General features: G+C 42.4%; 18 protein-coding genes and 1 pseudogene. 2 read left to right on the forward strand and 17 right to left on the reverse strand.

The features are described 5' to 3' along the window. Nucleotides 1–303 precede the first annotated feature (303 nt). From BVC89_RS28415 to BVC89_RS28465, 11 genes are all read right to left on the reverse strand, one after another. Nucleotides 304–666 (reverse strand): hypothetical protein, encoded by a 363-nt coding sequence (locus BVC89_RS28415; protein ID WP_103654339.1) that lies wholly within the window; start codon nt 664–666, stop codon nt 304–306. 58 nt (nt 667–724) lie between these two features. Continuing rightward, nucleotides 725–1,156 (reverse strand): hypothetical protein, encoded by a 432-nt coding sequence (locus tag BVC89_RS28420; RefSeq protein WP_103654340.1) that lies wholly within the window; start codon nt 1,154–1,156, stop codon nt 725–727. Between the two features lie 173 nt (nt 1,157–1,329). After that, on the reverse strand, nt 1,330–3,453 hold the full coding sequence (locus tag BVC89_RS28425; RefSeq protein WP_103654341.1) for an FG-GAP-like repeat-containing protein: 2,124 nt from the start codon (nt 3,451–3,453) through the stop codon (nt 1,330–1,332). A gap of 865 nt (nt 3,454–4,318) precedes the next feature. Beyond that, nucleotides 4,319–4,918: a hypothetical protein gene (locus BVC89_RS28430; protein ID WP_103654342.1), complete on the reverse strand. Its 600-nt coding sequence runs from the start codon at nt 4,916–4,918 to the stop codon at nt 4,319–4,321. A gap of 140 nt (nt 4,919–5,058) precedes the next feature. Further along, nucleotides 5,059–7,761, reverse strand: coding sequence for a S8 family serine peptidase (locus BVC89_RS28435; protein WP_103654343.1), 2,703 nt, complete (start codon nt 7,759–7,761; stop codon nt 5,059–5,061). A 117-nt stretch (nt 7,762–7,878) separates the two neighbouring features. Further along, complete coding sequence (locus BVC89_RS28440) at nt 7,879–8,373, reverse strand: hypothetical protein (protein WP_103654344.1); 495 nt, start codon at nt 8,371–8,373, stop codon at nt 7,879–7,881. A gap of 255 nt (nt 8,374–8,628) precedes the next feature. Beyond that, a complete protein-coding gene (locus BVC89_RS28445; RefSeq protein WP_103654345.1) occupies nt 8,629–9,138 on the reverse strand; it encodes a hypothetical protein in 510 nt (169 codons plus the stop codon). Between the two features lie 274 nt (nt 9,139–9,412). Continuing rightward, nucleotides 9,413–11,191 carry an NF038122 family metalloprotease gene (locus BVC89_RS28450; protein WP_103654346.1) on the reverse strand — a complete coding sequence of 593 codons (1,779 nt, stop codon included), beginning with the start codon at nt 11,189–11,191 and terminating at the stop codon, nt 9,413–9,415. A gap of 276 nt (nt 11,192–11,467) precedes the next feature. Further along, on the reverse strand, nt 11,468–12,526 hold the full coding sequence (locus BVC89_RS28455) for a sensor domain-containing diguanylate cyclase (RefSeq protein WP_103654347.1): 1,059 nt from the start codon (nt 12,524–12,526) through the stop codon (nt 11,468–11,470). Between the two features lie 394 nt (nt 12,527–12,920). Next, the gene (locus BVC89_RS28460) at nt 12,921–15,383 is read right to left on the reverse strand and encodes a leucine-rich repeat domain-containing protein (RefSeq protein ID WP_158658187.1); all 2,463 of its coding nucleotides are present in this window, start codon (nt 15,381–15,383) and stop codon (nt 12,921–12,923) included. Nucleotides 15,384–16,111: 728 nt separating this feature from the next. Next, the gene (locus tag BVC89_RS28465) at nt 16,112–17,758 is read right to left on the reverse strand and encodes a hypothetical protein (RefSeq protein ID WP_158658188.1); all 1,647 of its coding nucleotides are present in this window, start codon (nt 17,756–17,758) and stop codon (nt 16,112–16,114) included. 240 nt (nt 17,759–17,998) lie between these two features. Here BVC89_RS28465 and BVC89_RS28470 point away from each other — a divergent pair, with 240 nt between their 5' ends. Further along, entirely contained in the window at nt 17,999–18,220 is a 222-nt protein-coding gene (locus BVC89_RS28470) for a Na+/H+ antiporter NhaA (protein WP_103654350.1), read from the forward strand. A gap of 486 nt (nt 18,221–18,706) precedes the next feature. Then, a complete protein-coding gene (locus BVC89_RS28475) occupies nt 18,707–20,230 on the forward strand; it encodes a hypothetical protein (protein ID WP_158658189.1) in 1,524 nt (507 codons plus the stop codon). A gap of 169 nt (nt 20,231–20,399) precedes the next feature. Here BVC89_RS28475 and BVC89_RS28480 read toward each other — a convergent pair whose 3' ends face one another. The 6 genes and pseudogenes from BVC89_RS28480 to BVC89_RS28505 form a co-directional block, all read right to left on the reverse strand. Then, a complete protein-coding gene (locus BVC89_RS28480; RefSeq protein WP_103654352.1) occupies nt 20,400–21,281 on the reverse strand; it encodes a hypothetical protein in 882 nt (293 codons plus the stop codon). 1,011 nt (nt 21,282–22,292) lie between these two features. Next, a complete protein-coding gene (locus tag BVC89_RS28485) occupies nt 22,293–23,048 on the reverse strand; it encodes a hypothetical protein (protein ID WP_103654353.1) in 756 nt (251 codons plus the stop codon). Between the two features lie 258 nt (nt 23,049–23,306). Continuing rightward, complete coding sequence (locus BVC89_RS30655; protein WP_281261011.1) at nt 23,307–23,438, reverse strand: hypothetical protein; 132 nt, start codon at nt 23,436–23,438, stop codon at nt 23,307–23,309. A gap of 485 nt (nt 23,439–23,923) precedes the next feature. After that, complete coding sequence (locus tag BVC89_RS28495; protein WP_245929453.1) at nt 23,924–24,184, reverse strand: hypothetical protein; 261 nt, start codon at nt 24,182–24,184, stop codon at nt 23,924–23,926. A gap of 140 nt (nt 24,185–24,324) precedes the next feature. Further along, nucleotides 24,325–24,405 (reverse strand): annotated as a pseudogene (locus BVC89_RS28500) (IS6 family transposase); the annotation flags it as partial. A gap of 187 nt (nt 24,406–24,592) precedes the next feature. Continuing rightward, complete coding sequence (locus BVC89_RS28505) at nt 24,593–26,200, reverse strand: hypothetical protein (RefSeq protein ID WP_103654356.1); 1,608 nt, start codon at nt 26,198–26,200, stop codon at nt 24,593–24,595. Between the last annotated feature and the right edge of the window lie 3 nt (nt 26,201–26,203).

Raw genomic sequence — 26,203 nt, forward strand, 5'->3', positions numbered from 1 at the left:
CCATAAAAAGTTAGGTACCAGTGGGTACTTTCCTTGAAATAAAAAATTTATTTCTTTGATCATAACTTTGGGAGACAATACTGTTATCAACATCTTGATATGAATAACACTTTCTTCCTGTACTTTAATATTTAATCTAGGAATTAGGGATATGTATTCGCAGTCGTTATTATAACTCATAAAGCTCCATTTAAAGTTCGTGAAAGCTTTATCATTATTGGTAGTTACTACTACTTTTTCGAATTTGAAATTTTTTACAAAATCAAATTAGACTTTAGATAGCTACCAAATGTATTGGTGGCCTTAATTTTCAGGGATATCACCGAAAAATCCAATGACACATGATATTTTCTTTTCTTCATTTATCTCTACCACATCGAACCCAGAGAGAATTAATGTATTATTTAGATGGATTGCCCAGTGGTAGCGATAAAACCCATGCTGAGAATCCAGACCACTGGTACGAGAGTATACGGCTCCTGGAATTTTTGATTTGACATCATGGACATTACCCTCAAAACCGTCAATCCCCGTCACATCTATGGTGGGATCAACAAATCGAATATCAGCACTAAGTGCCTTTTCGAGATAACCTCGGACTTTTGTAAGGTCAGGTTCATTCCATGCAGCCAGCATATGATCAAGTGCTTCAGGGTAGTCCGACATTTTTATTTCAATCCTCTATCAAATTTTCAAACGCCCAAATACTAAGTTGATTGCCTTGTTAAAGATTTTCATCACTTAGTCTAATCAGAGAATTTATCAGATCTTTTTCTCTTTTTGAATTTCCATAGTTTACACCTGTTTCCCAATTATAGTGGAATTCATAATTGGGATCACATAAATCTATCTTATCTAGAGAATCAGTAAACACAGCATAGATTTGCCCTAGTTGAAAGATCTGGTATTCGGCTCCTTCTGTGCGAGCAATCAATACTGAACTAGAGTCACCCTTTAGATTTTTTTCAACTTTGAACTTATACGTTATTTCAGATGATCCATTTTGATGACGTGTATATTCAGCTTGAATCAGAAATCCAATAAACACGTTGTGAGCATCTTCCCAAGCTAACTCTGGTGTTTCTTCTTTCTGAATACATTCCAGTGAAAAAGTGTTCATTGAAGCAAGACAAATAAGTAAAATAGTAAATCGCATGGTGCTCCTTGTTTGTTATTTCACATCATTCCACTTTTGTAGATATTTGGCCCAAAACTCGATGAGTTCGGATTGGTGCAGTCTGGGAGAAGAGAATTTTTATAACAGTGGCTCAATATTAAGCGAGCAAGCAGCATCGCCGCTCGCCCGCCAATAACTCTTATGTGAAAGTATTAGGGAAAATTACTCAACGAAACAGAAGCCCCCGCATTACCAAAGCCGACGATATCCGCTTTGCTATCCCCGTTCACGTCCGACATAAAGCGCGGGTGTAAATCAACTCGCCAGCCACCGGCGTTGTAGCCAAAGCTATTTCGTCCTAGTTGTGGTGATGTAAAGCCGAAGCCCGTTGACAGTGAGACATACGCGCCGGCATTGCCAAAGCCCACGATATCGTCGCGATTGTCACCGTTAACGTCGGCGAGTATTCTTGGGTGTCGATCCACTCGCCAGCCTCCAGCATTATAGCCATAACTGCCAACCCATAGGCTAGGACTCGAGAAGTTGAAGCCGCTGGATAATGAAACATAAGCACCAGCGTTGCCGAAGCCCACAATATCTTTGAGTCCATCTCCATTCACGTCAGTAATCACACGCGGATGTTGATCCACTCGCCAGCCACCAGCGTTGTAACCGTAACTGCCAATCCATAACGAGGGAGCTGAAAACCCAGAACCTGTGGAAAGCGAAACATAAGCCCCCGCATTGCCAAAACCAACGATATCATCGCGTCCGTCGTTATCCACATCGGCCAGGATTCTGGGGTGTCTATCTACTCGCCAGCCGCCGGCATTGTAACCGTAACTGCCAACCCATAGTGATGGGTTAGTAAATCCGGATCCCGTTGATAGTGAGACATAAACCCCGGCATTACCAAAGCCAACAATGTCTGCACGTCCATCGCCATTCACATCCGCCATCTCGCGAGGATGCAGACCCACTCGCCAACCGCCGGCATTGTAACCGTAACTACCGACCCACAATGCGGGTGCGGTAAAATTTGACCCAGTGGATAATGAGACATAGGCACCTGCGTTGCCGAAGCCGACGATGTCAGCCAGTCCGTCACCGTTGACATCCGCCATTATCCGCGGGTGTTGCTCCACACGCCAGCCGCCGGCGTTGTAACCGTAACTGCCAACCCAAAGGCTGGGGCTAGTAAAGCCCACACCTGTGGACAGGGACACATAAGCTCCCGCATTACCGAAGCCGACAATGTCTTCGTAACCATCGCCATTAACATCCGCCATCATTCTTGGATGTCGATCTGTTCTCCAGCCGCCGGCATTTTGGCCATAGCTAGCAACCCACAAATTAACGTCACCGAAATCGTAGAGTGCGTCGTCGAGGATGTCGGTTAAAATGGGTGATGCAGCAACAATCACATCCATCGGTACACCATGGTTTGCACCACCGGTCGCGCTGCATCCTGCGTTGGTGTGAACGCCAACGATAGCACCAAATTCATTGAGTATACCTGAGCCGGAGGAGCCACCTTGTGTGTCGAGGTCGGAATAGCGCATATAGCCTGTCAGACCGCCGCTCGTCGCGAGTCCTTCATAATTGCCAGCCTCAATAACTTTTGGGATACCTGCTGGGTGTTGAATAATACTCAGCTCATCGCCGACAGCTGGAGCATTGGTGGAAATAGCGGTTGAGCCAAATTGGTTGCCGGGACTGCCGACGAGCTCGAGTACGGCATAGTCCAAACCGTTTAAGCGGTATTCGTGCATGGCCACAACATCCACTACAGTTGCCGTACGCAGGTTTCCGTTAGGGTCTTCTTGATAGTTAAAATTCACGTGCATTCGCTGCGCAGCGACCTGAGGTGTAATTTCGTCACCGGTTGCATTATCAATGGGAAAATCCCAGCCAAAACCATCATTGTTTTGTACATCAAAACAATGACCGGCGGTTAAAAATAAATTCGCTGAAATTAAGGTGCCAGAACACCAGCGAACGTTTTGCACGTTACCTGGATCATTGTAGATGGCCGATAAATTATTATCCCATTGCAATTGACCAACGGGGCCTTGGTGTTGATTAACAAAAGCGATGGATGGCCCCAAAGTACCGTCGTATTGCTCAACATCTTGGTAGTCAATGGTGCTGCCACATATGGATTCTGGCTCGTTTGAGTCGGGTGGTAAAGGAATTTGTTGGGTGCTCACTGTGGCATTGCTCGCGTGGGCAAATAACAATCCTGCAACCGCACATAAGTTTTTTATTGTGGCGTATTTCTTTCGCGACAAGAGAAAAAAATGCTGCGATGTTATATCGTGTAAAAGCGTATTCACTCTTTAAAATCCTCTTTTTTTATGAATAAAAGCTTTTCGCAGGCACAGGCAAAAAGCAGATAACTTGATGACATTACCGTTTTAACATGTTCTAGCAGGTGTTCTTATTTAACTTTTAAACTGATAATTCCATGCAGATTACTTCCATTTCATATTTTTTGAGATGAGACTTTAATTATTATTTTTTTGTCAGCATTTGCCGATATCTAAAACATTATCATAACTAGTTCGTTATCAAGAAGTTTTAAAGTGACAAAATAGATGCTAATTTTATAGCATTTTTATAAAATTATTTTTCCAAAAACGCGATATTAAGAATAATGATGCACTCAAGATAATAGTGTATGGAATGCTTATTTTATTTTGTAGAATTTATCTATGAATAATGGCGTATCGTGAACGACTCTTTTTTATACTTAGTACAATTGTCTAAACGCCAAATACTAACATCAGAAAAACACCGACGAACGATAATAGTAAAGCCCATGAGTTTTATGCTTCATTTTTTAAATAATAAATAGTTGTTTTAATAAGAAAATGATGCAATTAAACCTAAATGGAAATTTTATTGACGAGATGTTAACTTTTGTGCCAAGCAGTCAGAAGAACTATTCCCTCAGTCACTTTAATGTAGTCAATTATAAAATAATATAATTGACCAAATATTTAAATAGACATGGGTTTTTAATTTAAGTTAGCCACAATATTATCTTTCCATTCATTCTTTTTATTTAAGGTATTATCAATTGCATCATATACTGGATTATTTAAATATAAACGCCCAAGCATGAAGTTCGTAAAATAGGCTAGATTTGCAAGATAATGTATGGATATTTCTCATACTTTACTGCCTTACTAATAAGCGCTAATGATTTGCAGGAGATAAATGCCAACCGTTTGGTAAGCGTACAAAGGATAGAAGGTCAGTAAATGCTGGTGAATTTAGAATTACTTCTATACAACGATCTCTCTGTTGGTTTCTGCCCCGCGGATAAAAGAACAAGTCAGCATATGTATCGGCGAATTTTTCCTGTGAATGATTAGTAAACCGACTAGAGTGATGTCGTGCGTTTATCAAATGGTAGCCCACTCTATCATTGCGCCTAATCCATCTAAAATTATTTGTCGACCAATCAACCACATGGCCTATCTCGTGTAAAAGTGTGTAATGAAGGCCATTGGGTCGATTATTAATGGGTCTTTGTACAGGGTCGAAACTATCAATATCTAACATGATCCAATAATTTCGACTGCCAGGCCTTGTTGTCGGCCATATGTTCCTTGCGCGGTTAGTGCTACCCCCCGCGTAGTCATTGCGATCTCGGATTTGTATATACTGTAGACAATCAAGGTGAGCCCCTGGTATAGCTTGAAGTGTTCTTTCCAAACACGCCTTCATTCCATTGTCGATATTAAACCTTCCGGTTCTAAGTTCAATTCTTCGAGCACGAGCTTGTAAATACATGTGTTCATCCTCCAATTTTTACATTACAGTAATTCACTAAACAGCTTCTACTGGCAAAACTAAGTCGTTTTTTATTATGTCTTTAAGCTGAGCCATATATTTTAAATTTACGACATGCCGGCGCGTACGCCGGCAATTCATTATTTTATTTTTATTTTATTTCTTTCTGCTTGTAACTTACTGTTGATAACTCCAATAGTGAGGCCACCCAGTGTTTCAATCCCCTTCTCACCTTTCACCATTTGTGCAACGTCAATATCACCCATCACTTCTCTTGATCTTGCATGAAGGTATAAATCCACCAAGATCTCTTCGCCAGGCTCCATTTTGAAAGGTTGTTGCCAGTCGAAGCCTTCGGTTTTGATTTCTACTAACTCTTGTAGCCGTGGGTCGAGATTTACCGCTAACCAAGTGTTGATTACCCGTCGGGTGGGGTTGCGAACAAAGAAGCGGAAGTTACCATCTTCAGCGACGGATGTATCTAGGTTATGGTAATTTCTATGAGTGACATTATTGTCGTTGGGTGTGATGGTATCGGCTAGTAAAAATGTTTTAGAAAGGGGATCTACTGGATCATTATCTGCATCTGCTACCGCCAATAAACAGTAATGATTAGCAAGTGAAGAATCGTAGTCAGGTGCGTCAAAATCAAACCTGGCAATGCGCGCAGCATCTGCCGGTGTACCGGCGACACTCGCTCCAGAGTAGGGGATTTGGTCGATGTTACAATGATCCATGCCTGTACCGTGGCAGGTCATTGATGTCCATCGACTGGATGGTAATAATGAATCGTTAGGATATTGTGTCCAAAAATCTGCATTAAGTGCTGGTAACGCTGTGCCAAATTGTGTCCACATTAATTTAACATTAACATTTTGCGCGCTAACGTGGCCGCGGTTACGAACTCTCACATAAGCACGGTTTACATCGCCTGGGGCAAGACTTGGCTTCTCATCCACAAAGGCATCAAAGGTTGCAGCAGTTGGAGGTGTTTGATACGGTGGCGCATCTACTTTTACATCTTCACTTTTCCAGTGTCCGATAAAGCTACGTGGCGAATCAAATTTCACATTACTTTTTTGTTGCCCTAGATACCCTGTTGTATTTCCCCAATCCAAACGATTATCACGTACAAAAATATCGACTCCACTGCGCCCATTAGCATTAGAACTCGCGACACGAACAGCCTCATGAGCATTGGTTCGACCATAAGCATGGGTCACACTGACACCGGTATCTGTATTATAGTTTGCCGTATCAGGTACGATTTTGTCAGCGGTATCTTGAATAAGGTTCTCAACTTGATTTGGATTTAAGCTATTGTCAGCTGATAAAATTAATCCAGCAATACCTGCGGCAAATGGACTGGCCGAAGATGTTCCACCAAAGCAATGAGTATAATCGCGATCCGTCGGGTCAGTCTGCGCACAAGGTGTAGATGATGGACTATTTAAGTTATAGCCTGCGTTTCCTGAACGGTCCGTTGTGGTAATATTTTTTGTGCCTGTAAATGGCGCTGAATAACCGCGATGGCTGGGAGCAAGAATATCCACGCAGTTACCCCAGGCTGAAGCAGTAACTTTTTGATCTAGGTTAGTTGAACTAGAAACAGCGACAACACTATTTAGCGAAGGGTAAGAGGCGTTACACCAACCACTAGAGTTACCATTACCCGCAGCAAAAAAGATCGTCACACCACTGGCGTTAGCATTATTTATTGCCGTTGTTAGGCCTGCAGAAACAGTACCCGAAGGGAAGGTATGTCCCCAGCTATTATTCATAATATCTACATTCATCATTGCTACGTAGTTAAAAGCAGCGATGCGCCCAGAATCTGGAAAACCTCCGTAGCTTCGACGTAATGGCATCCATCGGCATTGTGGACATGCGCCAGCGACACCTCGCGAGTTATCACCTCGGGCTATGGCGACACCACTCACTGCCGTACCGTGGCTTTCAGTACCTTGAGGACTTGGGTTATTATCGCCACCAGCAAAATCCCATCCGTTAACATCGTCAACAAAACCGTTACCATCATCATCTACGCCATTGCCAGGAATTTCGCCTGGGTTAGTGTACAAATTCGGTCTTAGATCTTCGTGATTAATATCAGACCCATCATCAAACACCGCTACAACAATGTTGCCTGAGCCTAGACCAAAATCCCAAGCCCAGGATGTATCTGCATCCGCATCCAGTAAACCACCCAATTGTCCGGTATTGCGATGGTGCCATTGTTCGTTAAAAAGTGGATCAGCCGGTATAGTTTGAAAGGGAATTTCAACCTTCCAATAATTAGGGTGTGCATATTCAACGACACCGGTTTTCAGATATTGCTGACTAAGTGCCATCACACCTTCTCTGCCTGCTGGAATCGACACAATATATTGGTTGGGTGTTATTTTTAGTGGTTGACGTACGACTTTTACACCCAATTCATTATTAAGTGATTGAATATCCTTAGCAGACATTTCCTTGTTAAATTCGACAATAAGCTGCATTGGGATAAGCATATGATTATCCTTTGCTCCATCATAGGCTAGTAAGCCAACTTCTCGTATTAGGCTTCGTCGCTTTTGCGATACTTCTTTAATCTCCGCTGCAATTTTTTCTAACTCGCCTCGCTCGCGTAGTTTGTGACTGTAAAGACTGTAAAGGTTTTGAGTTTTTGACTCGATAGAAAACCCGTATTGCTCAGCTATTTCATTAATTACTTCGCCATTACCTTTGTCACCAGTGACAATAGCAAGTGCATTGGGAATAATATTATTCTGCTCAGTAGCAAAACTTAATTGCGTAATGGCGAATAAAAAAATACAACCTATCAATGTATATTTCTTCATAACAATTTTCTCCGTATTGTTACTATATTTTTTACCAATTTATTCAAAAAAGGCGGCATCCTTGTCGGCGTAATTCCATTTAATAATTACCTAAGAAATCAATTATTATTGTTATAATTATTTTACTATTTCCTTCTCAAGCGCATGCATTTTCCTGCTGAAACCATCCAGGTCATACTGAGAATTAAGGTCTTTAAGTGCTTCGTTATATTCTTGTATTCGATAATCATCCATAAGCCTAGTAAATCTTTCAGATTCACCAGGGTAAACTAATTCAAAAAGTTTAGTATTGAAGTAGGGACAAGAGGTACACAGAGGGCCTGGTTTGGGTGGCTCATATCCTATTGGCTCATTAACAATAAGGTTATCTGAACCTACACTAAAATTAGAATAACATATCGTTTCACTTATGACCGAGAAAGGAAGGAAGTGCATAGATTTTCTAGAAGCTCGTTGCGCCTCACAGGCAGTATAGGTGGGTCCTGAAAAATTTTCTTCAATAGTATTTGCGCCATCAGAAAATGTTACGGACCCGCGCCATATCATTAATTCGGCAGTTGCTGAATGCATAAAAAATAACAGGATGGTTGCTACAAATAACTTTATTTTCATCACTATTTCCTTGTTAATTACGATTGATCTATGGAATGTAAATATGCGTAGAATAGTAAATTTTGACACTTGATATACGCTAAAAAAATTGTATTATTTACGAAAAATAGTGCATTTAATAATGAGACATACATATTTATAATTCAGACAATTTTCTTTATAGGGTTATCATTTTTACTTTTATCTGTAAGGCTAAAATAGATTGGCATCCATGCCAATATAACGTCCATGAATAATCACCTACTAAGTAAATCTCTACTGGCCGATTCCTCGGTTTATTTCTCTCTCAAGAATATTTATGTCTTTACTAAAACCTTCCATATCATACTGAGAGTTAAGTTCTTTAAACGCTTTGTTATATTCCTCTATACGATACTGATCCATAAGCTTAATAAATCGTTCCGCTTCATTAGGATAGATCGACCTAAACAACTCATGATTCAAATATGGACAGGATAGGCATAAAGGGCCTATTTTAGGTGGTACATATATTTTTGGTTTTTTAATATATTTAAGTTTGTCGAGATCGATATAAGGAAAAGAAATACATGCTGTTTCATTTACAATGGTGAAAGGAGGGCCGTACATGGATTTTGTAAAACTTCGTTGCGCCTCACAATCTTTATATGTAGGCCCTGAAAACCCTACTGGGATAGTACTTGAGCCATTGGCAAATGTTACAGAACCGCGCCATTGCATTATCTGAGCAGCTGCTGAATGCATCGTAAGTAAAAGAATGGTTATTATAAGTAGTTTTATTTTCATCGTTATTTCCTTGTTAATTAAGATTTGCCTATCGAACATCAATGTGCGTAAGAAATTGTATTACTCAGAGAAAATAACGCATTTAATATTAGGACATAAGTATTAATAATCCAGACGATTTTTGCGCCTGTGAGTGTTGATATCCTTAAGAGAGTTATTAACGAGATTATAAAACAGTGTTTGTTGTTAACAGCCGGGGCGCAGTTTATTTTTATTCGCGCCGCCAGCTGTTGATAAATATTTTAATAAGTTGGATTAAGGATGAGAAGGTGATTTAAAGAGCAATATCCCGGCCTGGCTCGGTATCACCATCTAGCTGCTTAACTCGCATAATCCAAGCTTCTTTGTAAGATGCGGAGTTATTGTATCCTGAAGGTGCTCCAAAAGCGGCCGGATCGATAAGGTGTATAATATTGTCTTGTACTCTTTTTTTATCTGGCCATTTAATAGCAAAAGGTGCCCCACTAATGCCAGCACGGATATCATGGGGCTCCTGTAAGAGTAATAGTATAGTAATAGACGCGTCATAATCTCCCCGGTAATCATCATCTTGCTCCTTCTTATGAAAACGCGGTTCGGAAAAAACGCCATCTAATTCACCGTCTAAAAATCCACTTATACGAAAACCGCCATACTCACCTAATTCAGGGTCAAATACCGACCCGTAGTCGGAAAAGGTACTGATAAAATTGAAACGATAGGAACTGTTGTTTGATTGAAAATAAAAATGTGCAAGGTGTGCAGGAAAATATTTCATACTCTCGACTGACGATTCCGCTTCCCACTGGCCTTCCAATTCATGTTGCATCTGCTTGGAATGAAAGTTAACCGCTTCTACTCGTGTATTTTTAATTCTTGGAACAAATACCGCGTATCCTGCACCTGCATGGCCATCAAAACTAATATGAAATGCATGAGTGGGTGGTGCTGTGAATGTAGGAATCACTTCACCAAAAGATGGGGCTTTGGTGTTTGTTGAGAACTTATCTCTGTCATAATCAGGGAAAGTCCCTCCGACATCATAAAATTCGGCTCTTGCATTAATCACAGGAATACCATTACGCCAGTAGGTATCTACACCGAGACGATCAATGGCATGGATATCGTCTGATTCTAGAGTCATAAGCTTACCCTTTTTGGCTGATGTCATAAGATTGCCAGTAGTATCGGCCCAGTGACTTGCTGAGCAGCGCCGATCCGGCATGAGACAATGGTTTGGATCGAAGATATCCAAGCCAGAGCCGAAAAATACCTTCGTCAGCTTTTCATCGTGAAACTGTGCGAAGTTTGGAGTGGTCTGGCGTGTATCAAAGGTAAGAGATGGATACACCATAGCCCCATTAAACCGAAACATATCCAACAACATAGGCTTGAGTACCACACCAGGATTCATCGCCTGAATATCCACAATGCTGGTAAACCCCAGTGCATGACCTATTTCATGAGCGACAACACCGGTAAAGTCGTATTTCCCGGGTGTAACCAAGTTTTGATCATAAAAGAATAGGTGACGGTGTTTCTCGTTAAAGCTCACATGCGCATCAGCGTTATGCTTTAAAGCCGCGCCAAAACGGGGATCATTCGCGGGGGTAATGCCAAGCGCTTTGGCATTGGCTAAAGTTAAACTTACCTTTTTCGCCCGTGTACTTGTATGTGACACAGGTAGCAGTGTCGGCAAAGCTGACAAAAGGCTGTACTCATTATTATTTGCCTCTGCCAGCAGAGTATCTTTTACCATACGTACCGGAGCCGTAGTACGCCCAATTTGTACAGAAGCAAGAATTTCATCAGCAACAAAAAACTCTTTTTTCTGCCATTCGACATAGATCTTGATGGTGATCGGATCTGTGAATTTACTACTCCATAACTCACCGGCTCGCTTTAACGCGTGCATTTCTTGCTGCGATAGAGGCATAACCTGGCTGTTGATGAATTCGAATGTCAGAGCCAATACGTTACTCGGCCAAATAAGTAACAACAGAGCAAACACGCGAGCCCAAGTGCGTATTAGATATGATTGGATACTTGACGCCATCGTAACCCAAATTTTCATAAGTCCTTTCCTTCGTCCTTTATATTTACAGATTTGATTGTAAATAAAGAAGGGATATACGCATTTAAATTCTGGACAAAATTATTAAAATTTAAGTGCGAAGCCTTATGCGGCGCATCCTGAGAGGTAGTTGAGAGTAGAAACGGAATGCAATGAATAACCGCTTATAGTGTGTGGCAATTAATCAAACGTATTTTACTGCTCACCATTCGTTGTTGCAGAATAACGAATGGTGAATAAAAATTTCGTCTTGATCGAACACCCTATCTATTGCTTTTATTCAGTAGGAGGATACTTCTGGATAACAACACAATTACGACCTTTCTCTTTCGCTTTGTACACAGCATTATCAGCGTGGCATAGAATTTCTTCGCATTGGGTATTTTCTGTAAGAGCCGGGGCATGAGATATTCCGATACTTGCAGTGAATCTATGTTGTTTCCCATCGTCGAGTAGCAAAATTGCTTTTTCGTTAAATAAAGAGAGTATATTTTTTCCAATTTGCTCAACACTATCTTGGCTTATACCCCGGATTAATATGGTAAATTCTTCTCCCCCAAAACGTGCGACAATATCAGAACCTCTCACACCTGATTCAAGAATTTGCGCTGCCAGCCTAATCGCATTGTCACCTTCAGCATGCCCATAAGTATCGTTAATCACTTTGAAATGATCGAGGTCGATCATCAAAACTGCCATCGATTCATTATTGCTTTTGGCTAATGCTAATTCCGATGCCATTAGCTTATCCAATCCTGCTCTATTCCACAATTTCGAGAGTGGATCAATCAGGGCTTGCCTCTTAGCAACCTTCAGTTGGCTTAATAGTTGAGATTGGCTGTGGCCTAAATTTCTTGCTCGTTCGGCCATTTCAACGAACGACGCAAAATCACGTAAGATGGATTGCTGATAGATATCCAATTCCCTCGGTTTATTATCAAATATACAAAGCGTACCCGCTATATGGCCCTCTGAATTTCTAATCGGCATACCTGCATAAAATCGAATATTGGCAGAGCCGGTTACTAGCGGACTATCAAAAAACCTATCATCCTTGAGGGTATCCTCTATGATAAATAGATCAGCAGCAGCTACAGTATGACCGCACATGGAGGTATTTCTGGGAAGCTCAGAGGCTTCAGCACCTGTACATGACCTCGTCCAAACCTTTTCCTTACCAACAGCAGTTATAAGACAGGCATCGACGTCTAAGAATGCCTTCACTAGTCTTGTAATTCGATCAAAATCCGCCTCTCGCGGAACCGCAATTATATTCATGCGCTCAAGGGAGATTAATCTATCTGCATCATCGCTCGGTATGGGGGCAAATTCCATAATAAGTTTACTTGTATAAATTACTGAATGTCTTACGAAAAAATCATATGGAGCAGTATCGTATTAAAAATAATGACGAATATAGACATTATAGATGCTAAAAATACCTGGGCTAAAAATACTAGAGCAAACTCGGCCGATCCCAATAAGGCTCTGCAATCTTTGGGTTCAAAAGCGTGATGCGATGAGCATCGTTAATGTGTTGCGCCATGTGGCTGCAAAAACGGAGTTTCTCGATAAGCTCAGGCCGCAGTAATCACGCTATAAGAAATCGACAAATGAAATAGAATGCTTGTTAGCTTGCCTGATTCAGCGAAGCCCCCAATAGGGGGATAAAACTGTTTTTCAAATCACCATTAAACCTAAAAAAAGCGGCAACTGTGGCTCAGGTGGGTCAATTTCCGCCACCTCTCTGGCCGTTTGGCCCGGCCAAGGTCTGAAGGGTCTTTACCCCCCCGTAACCTTTAGCGATCTGGGTGAGTTGGTCTGATGTATAGCCTTTGTCCAGCAAGCTCTGGCCGGTTGACCCAGCCAAGGTATGAAAGGCCTTTTCCCTCCCAAAACTTATAGCGATCTGGGTGAGTTGGTCTAGTGTGTAGCCTCTGCCCAGTAAGCGCTGGCCGGCTGGCCCGGCCAGGGTCTGAAGGGTCTCCTGTGACAGATGGCAATGCTCAGCGATCTGGGTGAGTTGGTCTGGTGTGTAGCCTCTGCCCAGTAAGCGCTGGCCAGTTGGCCCGGCCAAGTTCTGAAGGGTCTTTGCCCCCGAGAAACCTTTAGCGATCTGGGTGAGTTGGTCTCGTGTGTAGTCTCTGACCAGTAAGCGCTGGCCGGCTGGCCCGGCCAAAGTCTGAAGGGTCTTCTGTGACACATCGGAATGCTCAGCGATCTGGGTGAGTTGATCTGGTGTGTAGCCTCTGCCCAGTAAGCGCTGGCCAGTTGGCCCGGCCAGGGTCTGAAGGGCCTGTGCATTGTACTTAGCGACCTGGGTGAGTTGGTCTGGTGTGTAGCCTCTACCCTGTAAGCTCTGGCCAGTTGACCCGGCCAAGGTCTGAAAGGTCTCCAGTGATACATTGTAACGCTCAGCGATCTGGGTGAGTTGGTCTGGTGTGTAGCCTATGCTCAGTAAGCGTTGGCCGGTTGGCCCGACCAAAGTCTGAAGGAATTGTAACCCATCTCTTTGCTTAGCGATCTGGGTGAGCTGAGTTTGTGTATAGCCTCTGTCCTGTAAGCTCTGGCTGACTGGCCCCGCCAAGTTCTGAAGGGTCTTTACCCCATCGTAGAACTCAGCGATAGGGGTGAGTAGGTCTGGTGTGTAGCCCCTGTCCAGTAAGCTCTGGCCGGTTGACTCAGCCAAGGTCTGAAGGGCCTTTGACCCATTGCCCTTAGCGACCCGGGTGAGTTGTTCTCGTGTGTAGTCTCTAACCAGTAAGCGCTGGACGGTTGGCTCGGCCAAGGTCTGAAGGGCCTTTGACCCATTGTCGCGCATAGCGACCTGGGTAAGTTGGTCTGGTGTGTAGTCTCTGGCCAGTAAGCTCTGGCCGGCTGGCCCGGCCAGGGTCTGAAGGGCCTCTGCCCCACCGAAGCCCTTAGCGACCTGGGTGAGTTGGTCTCGTGTGTAGCCTCTGACCAGTAAGCTCCGGCCGGCTGGCTCAGCTAAGGTCTGAAGGGCCTTTGCCCTCCCCCCGAAACCCTTAGCGACCTGGGTGAGTTGGTCTGGTGTGTAGCCTCTGGCCAGTAAGCTCTGCTTTAACATGACCCCGTCAGGTTGTCGTGTTGGAAAAGAAGTATTACCGACATTTACTCGTTGTATGGCTTGATCAAGTGACAACTGTTGCTGTGATTTTATGCTATAGACTTTATATGTATCCTGTCCATGAAGTTCTGACATCCCGAGGCGAATGTAAGGCCTTCCATCATTATTGTATGAGATTCTCGCTATAGGCACATCCTTATCGTGTTGAAGCGACAAAAATGTAGCAGACTTATTTCTGAGAGAACAATTATTTTTTAATTCTCTAATCTCTTGCTCAGTATTAGCATTTTTATTCAGACTCACAAAAAAATTGCCCATTGATGTTGAAACCTTAAAGTAGCGATCAGTTCCTACTTTCGCACCCATCCCTTGTGCGTTTCCATCCACTGCGTTACAAAATATATCCGCTCCTTCTTCTAGAGCATTCACAAATATCGCTTGATCTACACAGTCTATACTTTTAGGCTTAGATCTCCCGACGGGTAACTGTATAAACACGCTTTCCCCCCAAGAGTTATTACGCCAATCTTCTTGGGTGATAATATTGACTCCAGCAACGCCAAATGCAGCGTGCAAATTATCAGTAGCCGTCATTGTTGAATGCAATATCACTGGCCCTTCATAATCTGGGCGATTTATTTCTGTATAAATAGCATTCCTGACCTCGTAAGGGAAAGCGTTATTCTCGGCATAAATGCAAAAATTTCGATCCAAGCTGGAAAAGGCTTTTGGTAAGGTGCTCAATTGATTATTTTGGACATTTAAAACTGTTAGGTTTGGCGGCAATTTGTCCGGTAAATCTTGTAAAGATAAGTTTGATAAACTAAGAGCATTAGAGTTCTTTTCCAAGCAATTTTTCAATCGTTTTAAGGCTTCCGTTCTGTTTTCAGTACGACTCCCTCTTTGAGCCCAACTTTCCCACGCTGAGACAATTTCGCTGCGACTCTCTGGTTGACAAGTGCTATCAACTAACAGCGAGTTGGTTTCTGGATTCGACATAACTGGAGCTTCCGGACGGCACCGTGAAGATGAAGACGACTCCCTGCTAAATGTTTGAATATTCCCAGTCTGGTTCACTCTAGGAACCGAAAAGCATCCGCCCACGATGTGTCTCCTCAATAGCTTTAATTTGTATGGATAGTGGGCGTTAAGCTGAGATTGTTCTATGTCGAGCATTAGTCAAAGAACAGTTTTCTTTACCTTTTTGAGCCCCGTCGTACCACAGCTTATTGTCGGCCAGTATTTTGCAATCCAGAGATGAGTCTGAAGAGATTGAGGTTACGCCTCTATCTTGCGTCGCTCATGGAGGCAATGAAATGGTCTGCCCCCTTTTTAATAAACGCCATCAAAAGTGGCAGAATGGACATTTCCAGTAGCGTCTATGCCAAAAACCAAAGCCGTGTTTGTCTTATGAAGTGGACTGCTGATAGGTATCTAATTCCCTAGGTTTATTATCAAATATATAAAGCAGTATCGTATTAAAAATAATGACGAATATAGACATTATAGATGCTAGAAATACTTGGATTAAAAATACCGGGGCAAACTCGGCCGATCCCAATAAGGCTCTGCAATCTTTGGGTTCAAAAGCGTGATGCGATGAGCATCGTTAATGTGTTGCGCCATGTGGCTGCAGAAACGGAGTTTCTCGATAAGCTCAGGCCGCAGTAATCACGCTATAAGAAATCGACAAGTGAAATAGAATGCTTGTTAGCTTGCCTGATTCAGCGAAGCCGCCAATAGCGGGATAAAACTGTTTTTCAAATCACCATTAAACCTAAAAAAAGCGGCAATTGTGGCTCAGGTGGATCAGTTTTACATTGCTGGTGACATCAATTTCCGCTGTCTCTCTGGTCGGTTGGCCCAGCCAATCTCCGAAGGGCCCCAGACACGTCGTCGCGCTCGCGGTGAGAGATCTGGGTGAGTTGGTCTGGTGTGTAGCCTATGCTCAGTAAGCGTTGACCGGTTGGCCCGGCCAAAGTCTCAAGGTCCTTCTGTCCCACCCAGTAACGCTCAGCGAACTGGGTGAGTTGGGCTCGTGTGTAGCCTATGCCCAGTAAGCGCTGGCCGGTCGGCCCGGCCAAGGTCTCAAGGGTCTCCTGTGACCCCTCGTAACGGCTAGCGACCTTGGTGAGTTGGTCTGGTGTGTAGCCTATGTCCTGCAAGCTCTGGCAGGTTGGCCCGGCCAAGGTCTTAAGGGTCTGTAACCCATTGTAGCACTTAGCGACCTGGCTGAGTTGCTCTCGTGTGTAGCCTCGGCCCAGTAAGTTCTGGCCAGTTGGCCCGGCCAAAGTCTCAAGCTCCTCTTGTGCTCCCCTGTGACGCTTAGCGACCCGGGTGAGTTGGTCTGGTGTGTAGCCTGTGTCCAGTAAAATCTGGCCGGTTGGCCCGGTCAAGATCTGAAGGAGTTGTAACCTATTACTTCGCTGAGCGATCTGGATGAGTTGAGTTTGTGTATAGCCTCTGTCCTGTAAGCTCTGGCTGGCTGGCTCGGCCAAGGTCTGAAGGGTCGTTACCGCTACCTCATAGGGGAACCGAGCGATCCGGGTGAGTTGGTCTGGTGTGTAGCCTGTATCCAGTAAAATCTGGCCGGTTGGCCCGGCCAAGATCTGGAGGCGTTGTAACCCATTACTGTGCTTAGCGATCTGGGTGAGTTGGGCTGGAGTGTAGACTATGTCCAGTAAGTTCTGCTTTAACATGACCCCGTCAGGTTGTCGTGTTGGAAAAGAAGTATTACCGACATTTACTCGTTGTATGGCTTGATCAAGTGACAACTGTTGCTGTGATTTTATGCTATAGACTTTATATGTATCCTGTCCATGAACTTCTGAAATCCCGAGGCGAATGTAAGGCCTTGGCCTTCTATCATCATTGTATGAAATGTATGAAATTTTCGCTATAGGTACATCCTTATCGTGTTGAAGCGATAAAAATGTAGCAGACTTATTACTGAGAGAACAATTATTTTTTAATTCTCTAATCTCTTGCTCAGTATTAGCATTTTTATTCAGACTCACAAAAAAATTGCCCATTGATGTTGAAACCTTAAAGTAGCGATCGGTTCCTACTTTCGCACCCATCCCTTGTGCGTTTCCATCCACTGCGTTACAAAATTCATCCGCTCCTTCTTTTAGAGCATTCACAAATATCGCTTGATCTACACAGTCTACACTTTTAGGCTTAGACCCCCAAGCGGGTAACTGTATAAACACGCTTTCCCCCCAAGAGTTATTACGCCAATCTTCTTGGCTGATAATATTGACTCCAGCAACGCCAAATGCAGCGTGCAAATGATCAGTTGGGACAATTTCGCTGCGACTCTCTGCTTGACAAGTAGTATCAACCAACAGCGAGTTGGTTTCTGCATTCGACATAACTGGAGCTTCCGGACGGCACCGTGAAGATGAAGACGACTCACTGCTAGATGTTTGAATACCCCCAGTCTGGTTCACTCTAGGAACCGAAAAGCATCCGCCCACGATGTGTCTCCTCAATAGCTTTAATTTGTATGGATAGTGGGCGTTAAGCTGAGATTGTTCTATGTCGAGCATTAGTCAAAGAACAGTTTTCTTTACCTTTTTGAACACCTTCGATAGCGCCGACTAGATGATGATTTAAAAAATAATGGATCTGAAGCGCAAAACACTAGAGCTGATTTTATACCAATCCTGACCATTAATGGGCAAGTTTATAAAGGAGCATGGGATGAGCAGGCGTTATTGGAAGCAGTTAAAAAGAGTAGGGGACGTCATATTCAGATTGCTATAGACAAATTTTTTACGTGGGCAGCTTCGGCGGCATTTACTCTGTTAATTGCAACAATTGCAGCCTTAGTTTTTTCTAATAGTGGTTTGCAAGAAACTTATAGAAAGATACAACAATTTAATTTTGGATTTGTTTTTGATAAAACGGCTTTTGATGCATCGACTCTTGACTCTTGACGTGGCAAAAATCAGTATTTTAATTTCCTCGACAATCGCAGCTTTGATAGGGCTGACAATACTATATTTCTCGTCACCTAAAATATCGTATTCCTAGATGGAGGGAAATACTTCGTAATTTGTATTTATATCTGACATCAGATGCAAAATTTCAATGATGTAAATGAACGCCAATCAACGGCAGTTCGCTACTGCGCCACAACAGAGTATAAGAGGGTACTAGCGACAGCTCAAGTGCGACAACTCGGAGGGATGGGTACAATACCTCAACTCTGATTTTACTATCCTTTTAAGTCTCTTCTGCTCAAGCATATTAGTCAAACTAAATAATCTGTTAAATGGCATGAGCTAGTCCGGTCATGTGCTAAATTTCTTAGAGTAACTTTTCGTTCCATTAAGCTTCAGATCCCTAATTAAAACAAGCGAACACTTTCACCTTCAATTACTGTGTTTAAAAATCAACGTATTAACTAGGAGTATTCCGTGGTGAAGACTAAAGTTTTATCGTTACTTTTCGCACTATTTTTTTCATTTTTTTACTATCCTATAAATGCCATAGCAGGCATCTATCAATCCACTGGCAATGGGAATTATCACCAAGCCAGTACTTGGGTTTTAATAGCAGGCACAGGACCTGCTATACCTGGCAACACTGATGAAGTCAGAATTCTTAATGGCCATGTGATTTCCGCCACCAGTAGCATCAATATTGATATATTAAGCGTACAAACAGGTGGTAATCTAACCCTGCAAACTAATGGTGGCTTACTCCAAGCTAATTCGATAACAGTTCAATCAGGCGGCGTTATTCAAGGTTTTGACAATCTCAGCGGCCCTGGTGGGCGTGTCGATATCGCCAACAGTGGCAGCGGTTTTACTTTACTCAACGAAGGAACCATTCGCGGCGGTAACCCCGGAGGCACCTTATTTATCAGTACCGCTAACGGCAGTGACTTGCCCTGCGCGAGCAACGGCGCAAGCGTTACTGGTATTAACGGGCAATTTGTTGGTGGTAGTGACTATGGCGGTGTCTATATCGTCTCAGAAACCATACAGATGACTAACTCGCTCATTGAGGGAGGCTCGGGTAACGCGCCCAACAATGATAGTGGCCCGGTATATATCGGCGGTATCAACATTACCTTAAACGGCTCCACATTTGTTACCTCCGGCTCAAACTCAGCTGCTTCAGGAACGGCTGGCACAGTCTCAATTGTTGCCAGTAACTGCAACAATAGCCAAGGAACCCTATACGTTGATTCTGGTGTGAACATAACCGTTGGTACGCCCGTGGTAGCAGCTTGCCCTGGAGTACTATTATATGCCGGATTCAGCTCAACCATATTAGGTAGTGTAGGGCCAATGGGAGCTATTGGTTGTGCATACTGGGATCCTCCCACATTATCACTTGCTGGTTACGCCAATATGAAAGCAATCAACCTGGACGTTGCTGGCGATACACTTAAGGCAAGCTCACTCGCCCCTGGAGTGCTAGCACTAGAAGCACAAGATAGATTAACCATCTCAGTGCAAACATTGGATCTGACAGGCCTTCAAGTTGGATCACCTTATTTTATGGCTGGCAGAGAAATTACCATTAACGCCGCCGATATACTGTTGGATGATGGTGTTGAACTAGAACAGTTAATGGAGCCGGCTCCCAATATCCAAGAGGAGATCCATGTACAACAACTGAGCGTTACACCGACTCTCATTTCCACAGTACACCACGGAATAAACCCCGCTATTCCGATTCAATTAGTCTCTGTAGGTAATGTTGCAATTGATAATCTAGAGGTAAAAATTTGGGACTCTGAGGGATGGTTGTCAGGCAATAGTTATTCCTATAACGGCCCACTTGCGGCAGGGGAATCCATCAACTACCAAGCCATAATTAATGTGCCCCCAGACATGGAATATGGCAGTAAAACTAAACTTTATGTAGTGATCTTCGTCAATGGAGAAGCTACCCCAGTCGAAGCTTCAATCTTTACTCTCACTCGGAGATAAGTAACTAAAACCAATAAACTGAACGTGATATTACACGTTCGGTTTGTTGGTTTAGCGCTCAATGCTTTTCATTTTTGTCTGTACATTTTTTTTTGTAAGTTATCTCTGTCTATTTGTAGTCTTTACATATGTTTGAGATGTTTACTTAAGAAAAAGCCAGGTGAAGTGTTTAGCCTCCCTCAGCAATACTGCCGGGTACAAATTGTTTTCGACTCCATGCGATACTTGCTTTTTGGTATTTACTGTAAACTTCTGCAGTGTCATTTAATGTATCTACCGGTGAAACTTTCGAAAACCAAGAAAGGATCGCTGCTTCAAGTATGTAGGCTTCTGGAGTCACAACACCTTTGGTCGTTAATAGAGGGAAGGTGCCGGTACTGCGCAACGGCTCTGTAAATGTAGCAGAGGTTCTCCTGCCCAATACTATTGCACTGTTTGGCAAGGTATTTTTTTCTAAATCGAGATCGAGTGTGAAGTTAGCGAGGCCATTATGTCCTAAATACGCCGTGACATGAGATTCACCTCCGGCATAAATCGTCCGATCTTCAAATTTAAACTTTTCAACATTTTCCCCTGAACTCATAGTAAGAAAGCTTTCAGTCGCTTTTCTGACATCACCGCCGCGCCAAACATCGGCAACTAAGTACACATCAACCTCTCCAGACCGGACTTTCACTGCTCGTTTAAAAGCAACTCTTTCAAGGTAGCCAGACCCGCTTGTTTTAGGAACAGACAAACGTTGCCAGTGTTTTTGCCGGTTAAAATATGTCTTTACACCAAATTGAGCACCCCAATATAAATTGGTACGCGGTTTATTCTCATTACAAATATCCGTATTTTTAGTTCGGTTAGTACACAATACAACCGTGGCATGCACCACAAGTGGTGAACCAGCTTCCAAAGCTGTCTCCACACGATCTTTTGCTAACTCGAAATCCGATGCCGAGGCGGAAAATGCGATTAACCCACTCAAAATACACACTAAAACTGCCGGTAGTCTGGACTTTTGGAGCTTTTGATGGCGTTCGTTTGCCTGCCTTTTAACTTTCATTGATAATTCCTCGATATCAAGACGTATTAATGTACTTGTTCACATAACATATTAACTGTGTTAGAAATATTCTAACTAATTTAGCCATTAAGTTATCTTTAATAGCATGCGTCAGGTATAACACAAGCGATTAACTTTGTAGAGAATACCCAATCACATATCAGTAACTTGCTTTGTTATTATCTCAAAGCACATAGTGCTTTAGGCAACTTCAGGCTCACTTCGATTACCGAAGAATCATCATCCCTTCCTACACATTGCGCAAGGTATATTCAGCCAAACCTTTGTTTGCTATTAAAGAATGGCGTCTAAATACAAGTTTAGCCGCGATAACAGCGTCAATAGTAAATGGGGTATTGTGGCCATTCCCTCGAAAAGTCCACTAACTCATTGGAAGTTTAGAACCGTAAAAGCTTCAGAGATTCTCTCACCCAGCACCCAGCTTATCAAACACACCATTCTCAATCTCCAGCTCTGTCTTAAGTGAGCTTATTTCAAGTCTTTGCTCCTGCAATTTAGCTTCCTAGGTTTCTTGCTTGCCTCGCAATAATATTATTTCTTCAGATAGTCCTTGGTTATGTGTGGTCGTACTCTAAAGATGTCGGCATTTGGTTTTATAGGCGGCCTCTTTTTCGCGTAAGGCCTGTTCAAGGTGGGCGATTTCATTTAGCCGAATCGATAGGTTTTGATCTGCTTGTAACTACCAGCCCTCAGGAATTGACGGATTTGATAAGGGTTAGTGGGCTTCCCACGGTGTTTTGACTCGGTTGTAGAGTTCGCCACGTCGGTAATGGAAATGCTCGGGGTTTTAGCCATGCGGAGGACTCCTCACAAAATTGATAGGTGTTTATCATAATATGAGAATTAGTAAAGTTAGATCTAATGAAGTAGGATAATTATGGTGGATTTTTGTGTGATACTAACCTCTGACAATATAGTGTTTTCAGAGGTTAAACCTGCTTAGTCAATCAAATATTACTTCAATTCGTAATTATAAATACTTAATAAGCGTTACTCTTTTCCAACCATGAATTTATAGTTTTCAGAGTTAGGGTCGCATAGAGCAGAAGAAAACCCTTTGCCTATAGCCATCATATCTACATTATCTGATAACCCTATGCATTTAAGCTGATTTAACATCATAACAACCTTCGATGCCGCCCCTTGATCATTTGCACCCACTATTCCAATAGATATTTTGCTTGGATCTTCATATTTTAACCTGTCGATATTTGATCTGAAGCTGCAGTTTAACGCGTCAACATGCATGCACGTAACACTCTTCCCACTCACAGCCATCAGCGCCACGCATGGGTTAAGATCTTTGGTCCATAAATATGTATTGGGAGTTACAGAACTTAAGCTTAATATATTCCTACTACCTTGAAAAAATTCTGTTCTATTGGATTTTATTGTGCTCCAATTCTCATGATTTTTATAAGGTCTAATATCTCCAGACCTCGACCAAGTAAGTTCAAGATTACGTATTTCTTCTGGTTTCATAGCCAAAATTTTATCAAAAATAGACTCTTTTCGTGGCGATGAAGCTTGTGCTCGTGAAGACAATGAGGACGCGTTATCAGCAGTAGCTAAGAAGTCAGAAGTACTTGACATAACAGGCCGAGAGGCACTGGCTCCCCGAGCAGGAAACCAAGAGCTGACAACACTACGACTAACATCGTATGGACATCTAGTAGGATTAGTTTGTGTTGCCCGTTCTGGAAAAACATCATAATTTCCATAACGTTGCCCATTAGTGATAGTCATTCTTCTTTATCCTTTCTCATGTAATATATCATTAGTGTAGAAAGATGCAGAAAACGCCAAAAACTTATGATAAAACTTAACCAGCGACAGTATAAGCAGGTTAAACCACTTCAATTTGAAGATTTGGAATTGCTGGTTGGGTGGCTAGACAAACAACTCGCTGCCGCAATTTCGATAAATAACTGCACCGCGCTACTAACGCATTCTCGCGATCAAGCGTTGCTGCTGATAGGCTTGCGGGCATTTAGTAGTGATGAGCTATGTGAGTTCTGTAAGCGTCCATAAGCTTTCTGGCAGATCTGCCATCCCCAAGCGACTGAGAGACAGAGATGTTGCCTCTTCCCTGTATACGTTATTGATTCTTTCTTCGGCTTCCGAACGTCTACCCATAGAGGTTGGCCTTACACTTCTTTACTAATAGTAAGAATAATAGCGTTATTTCCAACTCTAACATTCAATACTGAAGCTTTGAATATCTCGGCATGCTCATTAATTAATTGGCACCTTATGGATCTAAATGGAAGATCCGATAAGGTTCTAACTGCCCTGTATGATAGGAGTTAAAAGGTTACATGATCGGAACAGCTCTGGATTACTGTGGGTTCTTCGTTAGGCACTATTAGTGTACAAATTAGAGCTATTTAATGATCAAAAAACACTCTGGCATGAGTTAATGAGGGATTATTTAGTATTAAATTAGTATAAACTTATAGAAGAAAAAACAAATAAATAACATGTAAATACATGATACGTAACACAGTACAAAATAAATATAAACTCTTATCCTAAGGATCCTATTTAGTGCCGTTTTAACCATAAGATGTCCGATCGACGAAATGTTGTGCAAAACGGACTTTAAAATGAGAGTTCCGGAGTTAGAGGGGCTTGGTTGCATGAAGGAAGGCCTTGCTGATCATGAGGACATCGTCTGCGGCTCTGTGGTGTTGGAAGCGTCCTGATTCAGCTAATAGAGCCTTTTGTGAATCAAAAGCCTTCTTCTTATCATCGTCGATCAAATCGTAGATCGAGTCGATGTAAAAATGTCGTTCCATTTTAGCTGCAAAGTATAAAGTATCTATCCAATCGCCATCCCAGCGGTGGGCATCGCTATAGAGTACAGTGTCTGATTCTGACAAAAAATCATTGAGTTGTTGAGCGACTTCTAATATCGGTAACCCCTTCTCTTCGAGAAGAGATCGTTATTCAAGAATACGACTATAAATCAAACAAAAAAGCTTTACTAGTCATTTTCGAGGGTTGCTCCATTAGATCCCTAGGAGACGCCGTATCGGACATAGAAAAACACAGCATAGAGAATAACGACCTTGGGGTAGTGGGTACCTTTAAAATCAATCATAAAAATATTATTCGAATGAAAAGATAACAATTATCCTCTAAACATCGAATATCTGCGACAGAACCAATTGAGTCACTAATATAGTGTCTTGACTATTAATAAAAAATGAATGGATAAAGATGAGAATAAATGTGATACCGGCTATTAAACTAAATGTAAGAGTCTCGTATCACATTACTAAAAAATATTAACAATTGGGGACACGGAAAATATGATTGCTAGTATCAGGTGCACCCAAACAGTCGAGCCTTAAATGACTAATAAGGTCTTCAGATCGTTGATAGTGTTGAATTTCAATAACTTCCGGTATTTGACTCGATAGATTTTCGAACCGAATTCTAGGTACCCAAAATAATGTTTGTTCCATATTATTCGCCGATATTATCTCAACAAAAAGCTCCTCCTTTAATTCCTCCACAATGGCATTATTTAAACTTCCTTCAGAAGGGTTATCTTGCACAACAATATAGCCATCAGCTATTAAATTTTGTGCCAACGTATTAAGTGTGGTTTGTGTCCATTGTGTCATGCCGGCGTTGATTTCAGTGATTAATGTATCAACAATCAAAGACCAGTCAAAACTTACGGAAAAATGCGTGACATTATCGAAAATCGTTGGCCACTCAAAAGAGAGCTGGAAAGTGGTGCTTAGATCTGCTGCTTGTGCGCTGAAGAGGTCGTTAATTTCAAGTGTTCCTGGTAATGTATATTCAACATTTAATAGCCCTCGAATATTTTCATGAGAGCTAATTTGGCCCGGATCAAAATCAGCGTCCTCATATAATACATTTCCAATATAATTGATCGTCTGCTTTTCATTGGGTGTGGCAGTATCCATTATTGTACAATCGAGCAGCGTTACGGTTTTATTGTTAATTATCTGGCTTAAATTATCACAGTTTACCTGTAACTGGTTTGCTGAGATATCGGTAACGTATCTGCGAGATAAATGGATAATGGGAGGTTGTACTCTCAACTCTCTTAGTTCGGTAAAATTCTGATTTTGGGCAGCCGCAGCAAGGGCCTGAGTATCAGTGCCTAGAGAATAACGTGTATTAAACGTTAACTGCTCTTGTGATATCCAATCAGTAGTACTGTTGCGTAAGAATATTTCCAGCACAGCATTAATATTATTCCCGCTACTCACAGAAGCGATTCCCGGTGATGAACGCAGCTCCATTCTCTTCGGCAAATACAGTAATCTTTGAGGGAAGCCCGATTCACTCAATAAATAGAATTGATTTGCCAAGGAAGTATCAAATTGAGCACTTACATCTATCAATTGTCCTGTGCTACTGTTAGCTTCTACTATGTATTCAACGTCCAGCGCTTGCAATGATACACCAGGAGCATCCGCGCTAAGCCGACCTGTAATGTCTCCCTGAGTAGGATTCGCAAACTCTAGCTGATTTTCGCTACCCACATGACAGTCAAAATCAATATTAGCACTGATGGTGTCGTTTATATTAGATTGCCATCGACACATGATACCCGCAGAACTATCTAGTTCTACAGATTCAATTGAAAAAGAAATTTGACTTGCGTTATTGGGTAGGGAATTAATTTCTACATCGCGAATTTTAATAGCCGAACCTGCAACTGGACTTGGGCTTGGAGATGGCGTGCCACCATTTCCACTGCCGCTACTACTACCACCACCACCACCACCGCAGCCATTAAGTAGTATTGAAGCCGCTAATATTACTGTTCCGGGTACCGCTGTTCTAAAGAACCAGCTTCGAGACCATAGATTAGAACAATATGAAAGGCACCTCGGTTTCATATATGGTGTCATGCT

Source organism: Agarilytica rhodophyticola (assembly GCF_002157225.2).
Taxonomy (GTDB): Bacteria; Pseudomonadota; Gammaproteobacteria; order Pseudomonadales; family Cellvibrionaceae; genus Agarilytica; species Agarilytica rhodophyticola.

Excerpts from the sequence above, each read along its gene's own strand:
- BVC89_RS28505 (WP_103654356.1), bottom strand. The coding sequence starts at position 26,200 with ATGACACCATATATGAAACCGAGGTGCCTTTCATATTGTTCTAATCTA.
- BVC89_RS28450 (WP_103654346.1), bottom strand. The coding sequence starts at position 11,191 with ATGAAAATTTGGGTTACGATGGCGTCAAGTATCCAATCATATCTAATA.
- BVC89_RS28420 (WP_103654340.1), bottom strand. The coding sequence starts at position 1,156 with ATGCGATTTACTATTTTACTTATTTGTCTTGCTTCAATGAACACTTTT.
- BVC89_RS28415 (WP_103654339.1), bottom strand. The coding sequence starts at position 666 with ATGTCGGACTACCCTGAAGCACTTGATCATATGCTGGCTGCATGGAAT.
- BVC89_RS28440 (WP_103654344.1), bottom strand. The coding sequence starts at position 8,373 with ATGAAAATAAAGTTATTTGTAGCAACCATCCTGTTATTTTTTATGCAT.
- BVC89_RS28455 (WP_103654347.1), bottom strand. The coding sequence starts at position 12,526 with ATGGAATTTGCCCCCATACCGAGCGATGATGCAGATAGATTAATCTCC.
- BVC89_RS30655 (WP_281261011.1), bottom strand. The coding sequence starts at position 23,438 with ATGGGTAGACGTTCGGAAGCCGAAGAAAGAATCAATAACGTATACAGG.
- BVC89_RS28445 (WP_103654345.1), bottom strand. The coding sequence starts at position 9,138 with ATGAAAATAAAACTACTTATAATAACCATTCTTTTACTTACGATGCAT.
- BVC89_RS28435 (WP_103654343.1), bottom strand. The coding sequence starts at position 7,761 with ATGAAGAAATATACATTGATAGGTTGTATTTTTTTATTCGCCATTACG.
- BVC89_RS28485 (WP_103654353.1), bottom strand. The coding sequence starts at position 23,048 with ATGACTATCACTAATGGGCAACGTTATGGAAATTATGATGTTTTTCCA.
- BVC89_RS28430 (WP_103654342.1), bottom strand. The coding sequence starts at position 4,918 with ATGTATTTACAAGCTCGTGCTCGAAGAATTGAACTTAGAACCGGAAGG.
- BVC89_RS28480 (WP_103654352.1), bottom strand. The coding sequence starts at position 21,281 with ATGAAAGTTAAAAGGCAGGCAAACGAACGCCATCAAAAGCTCCAAAAG.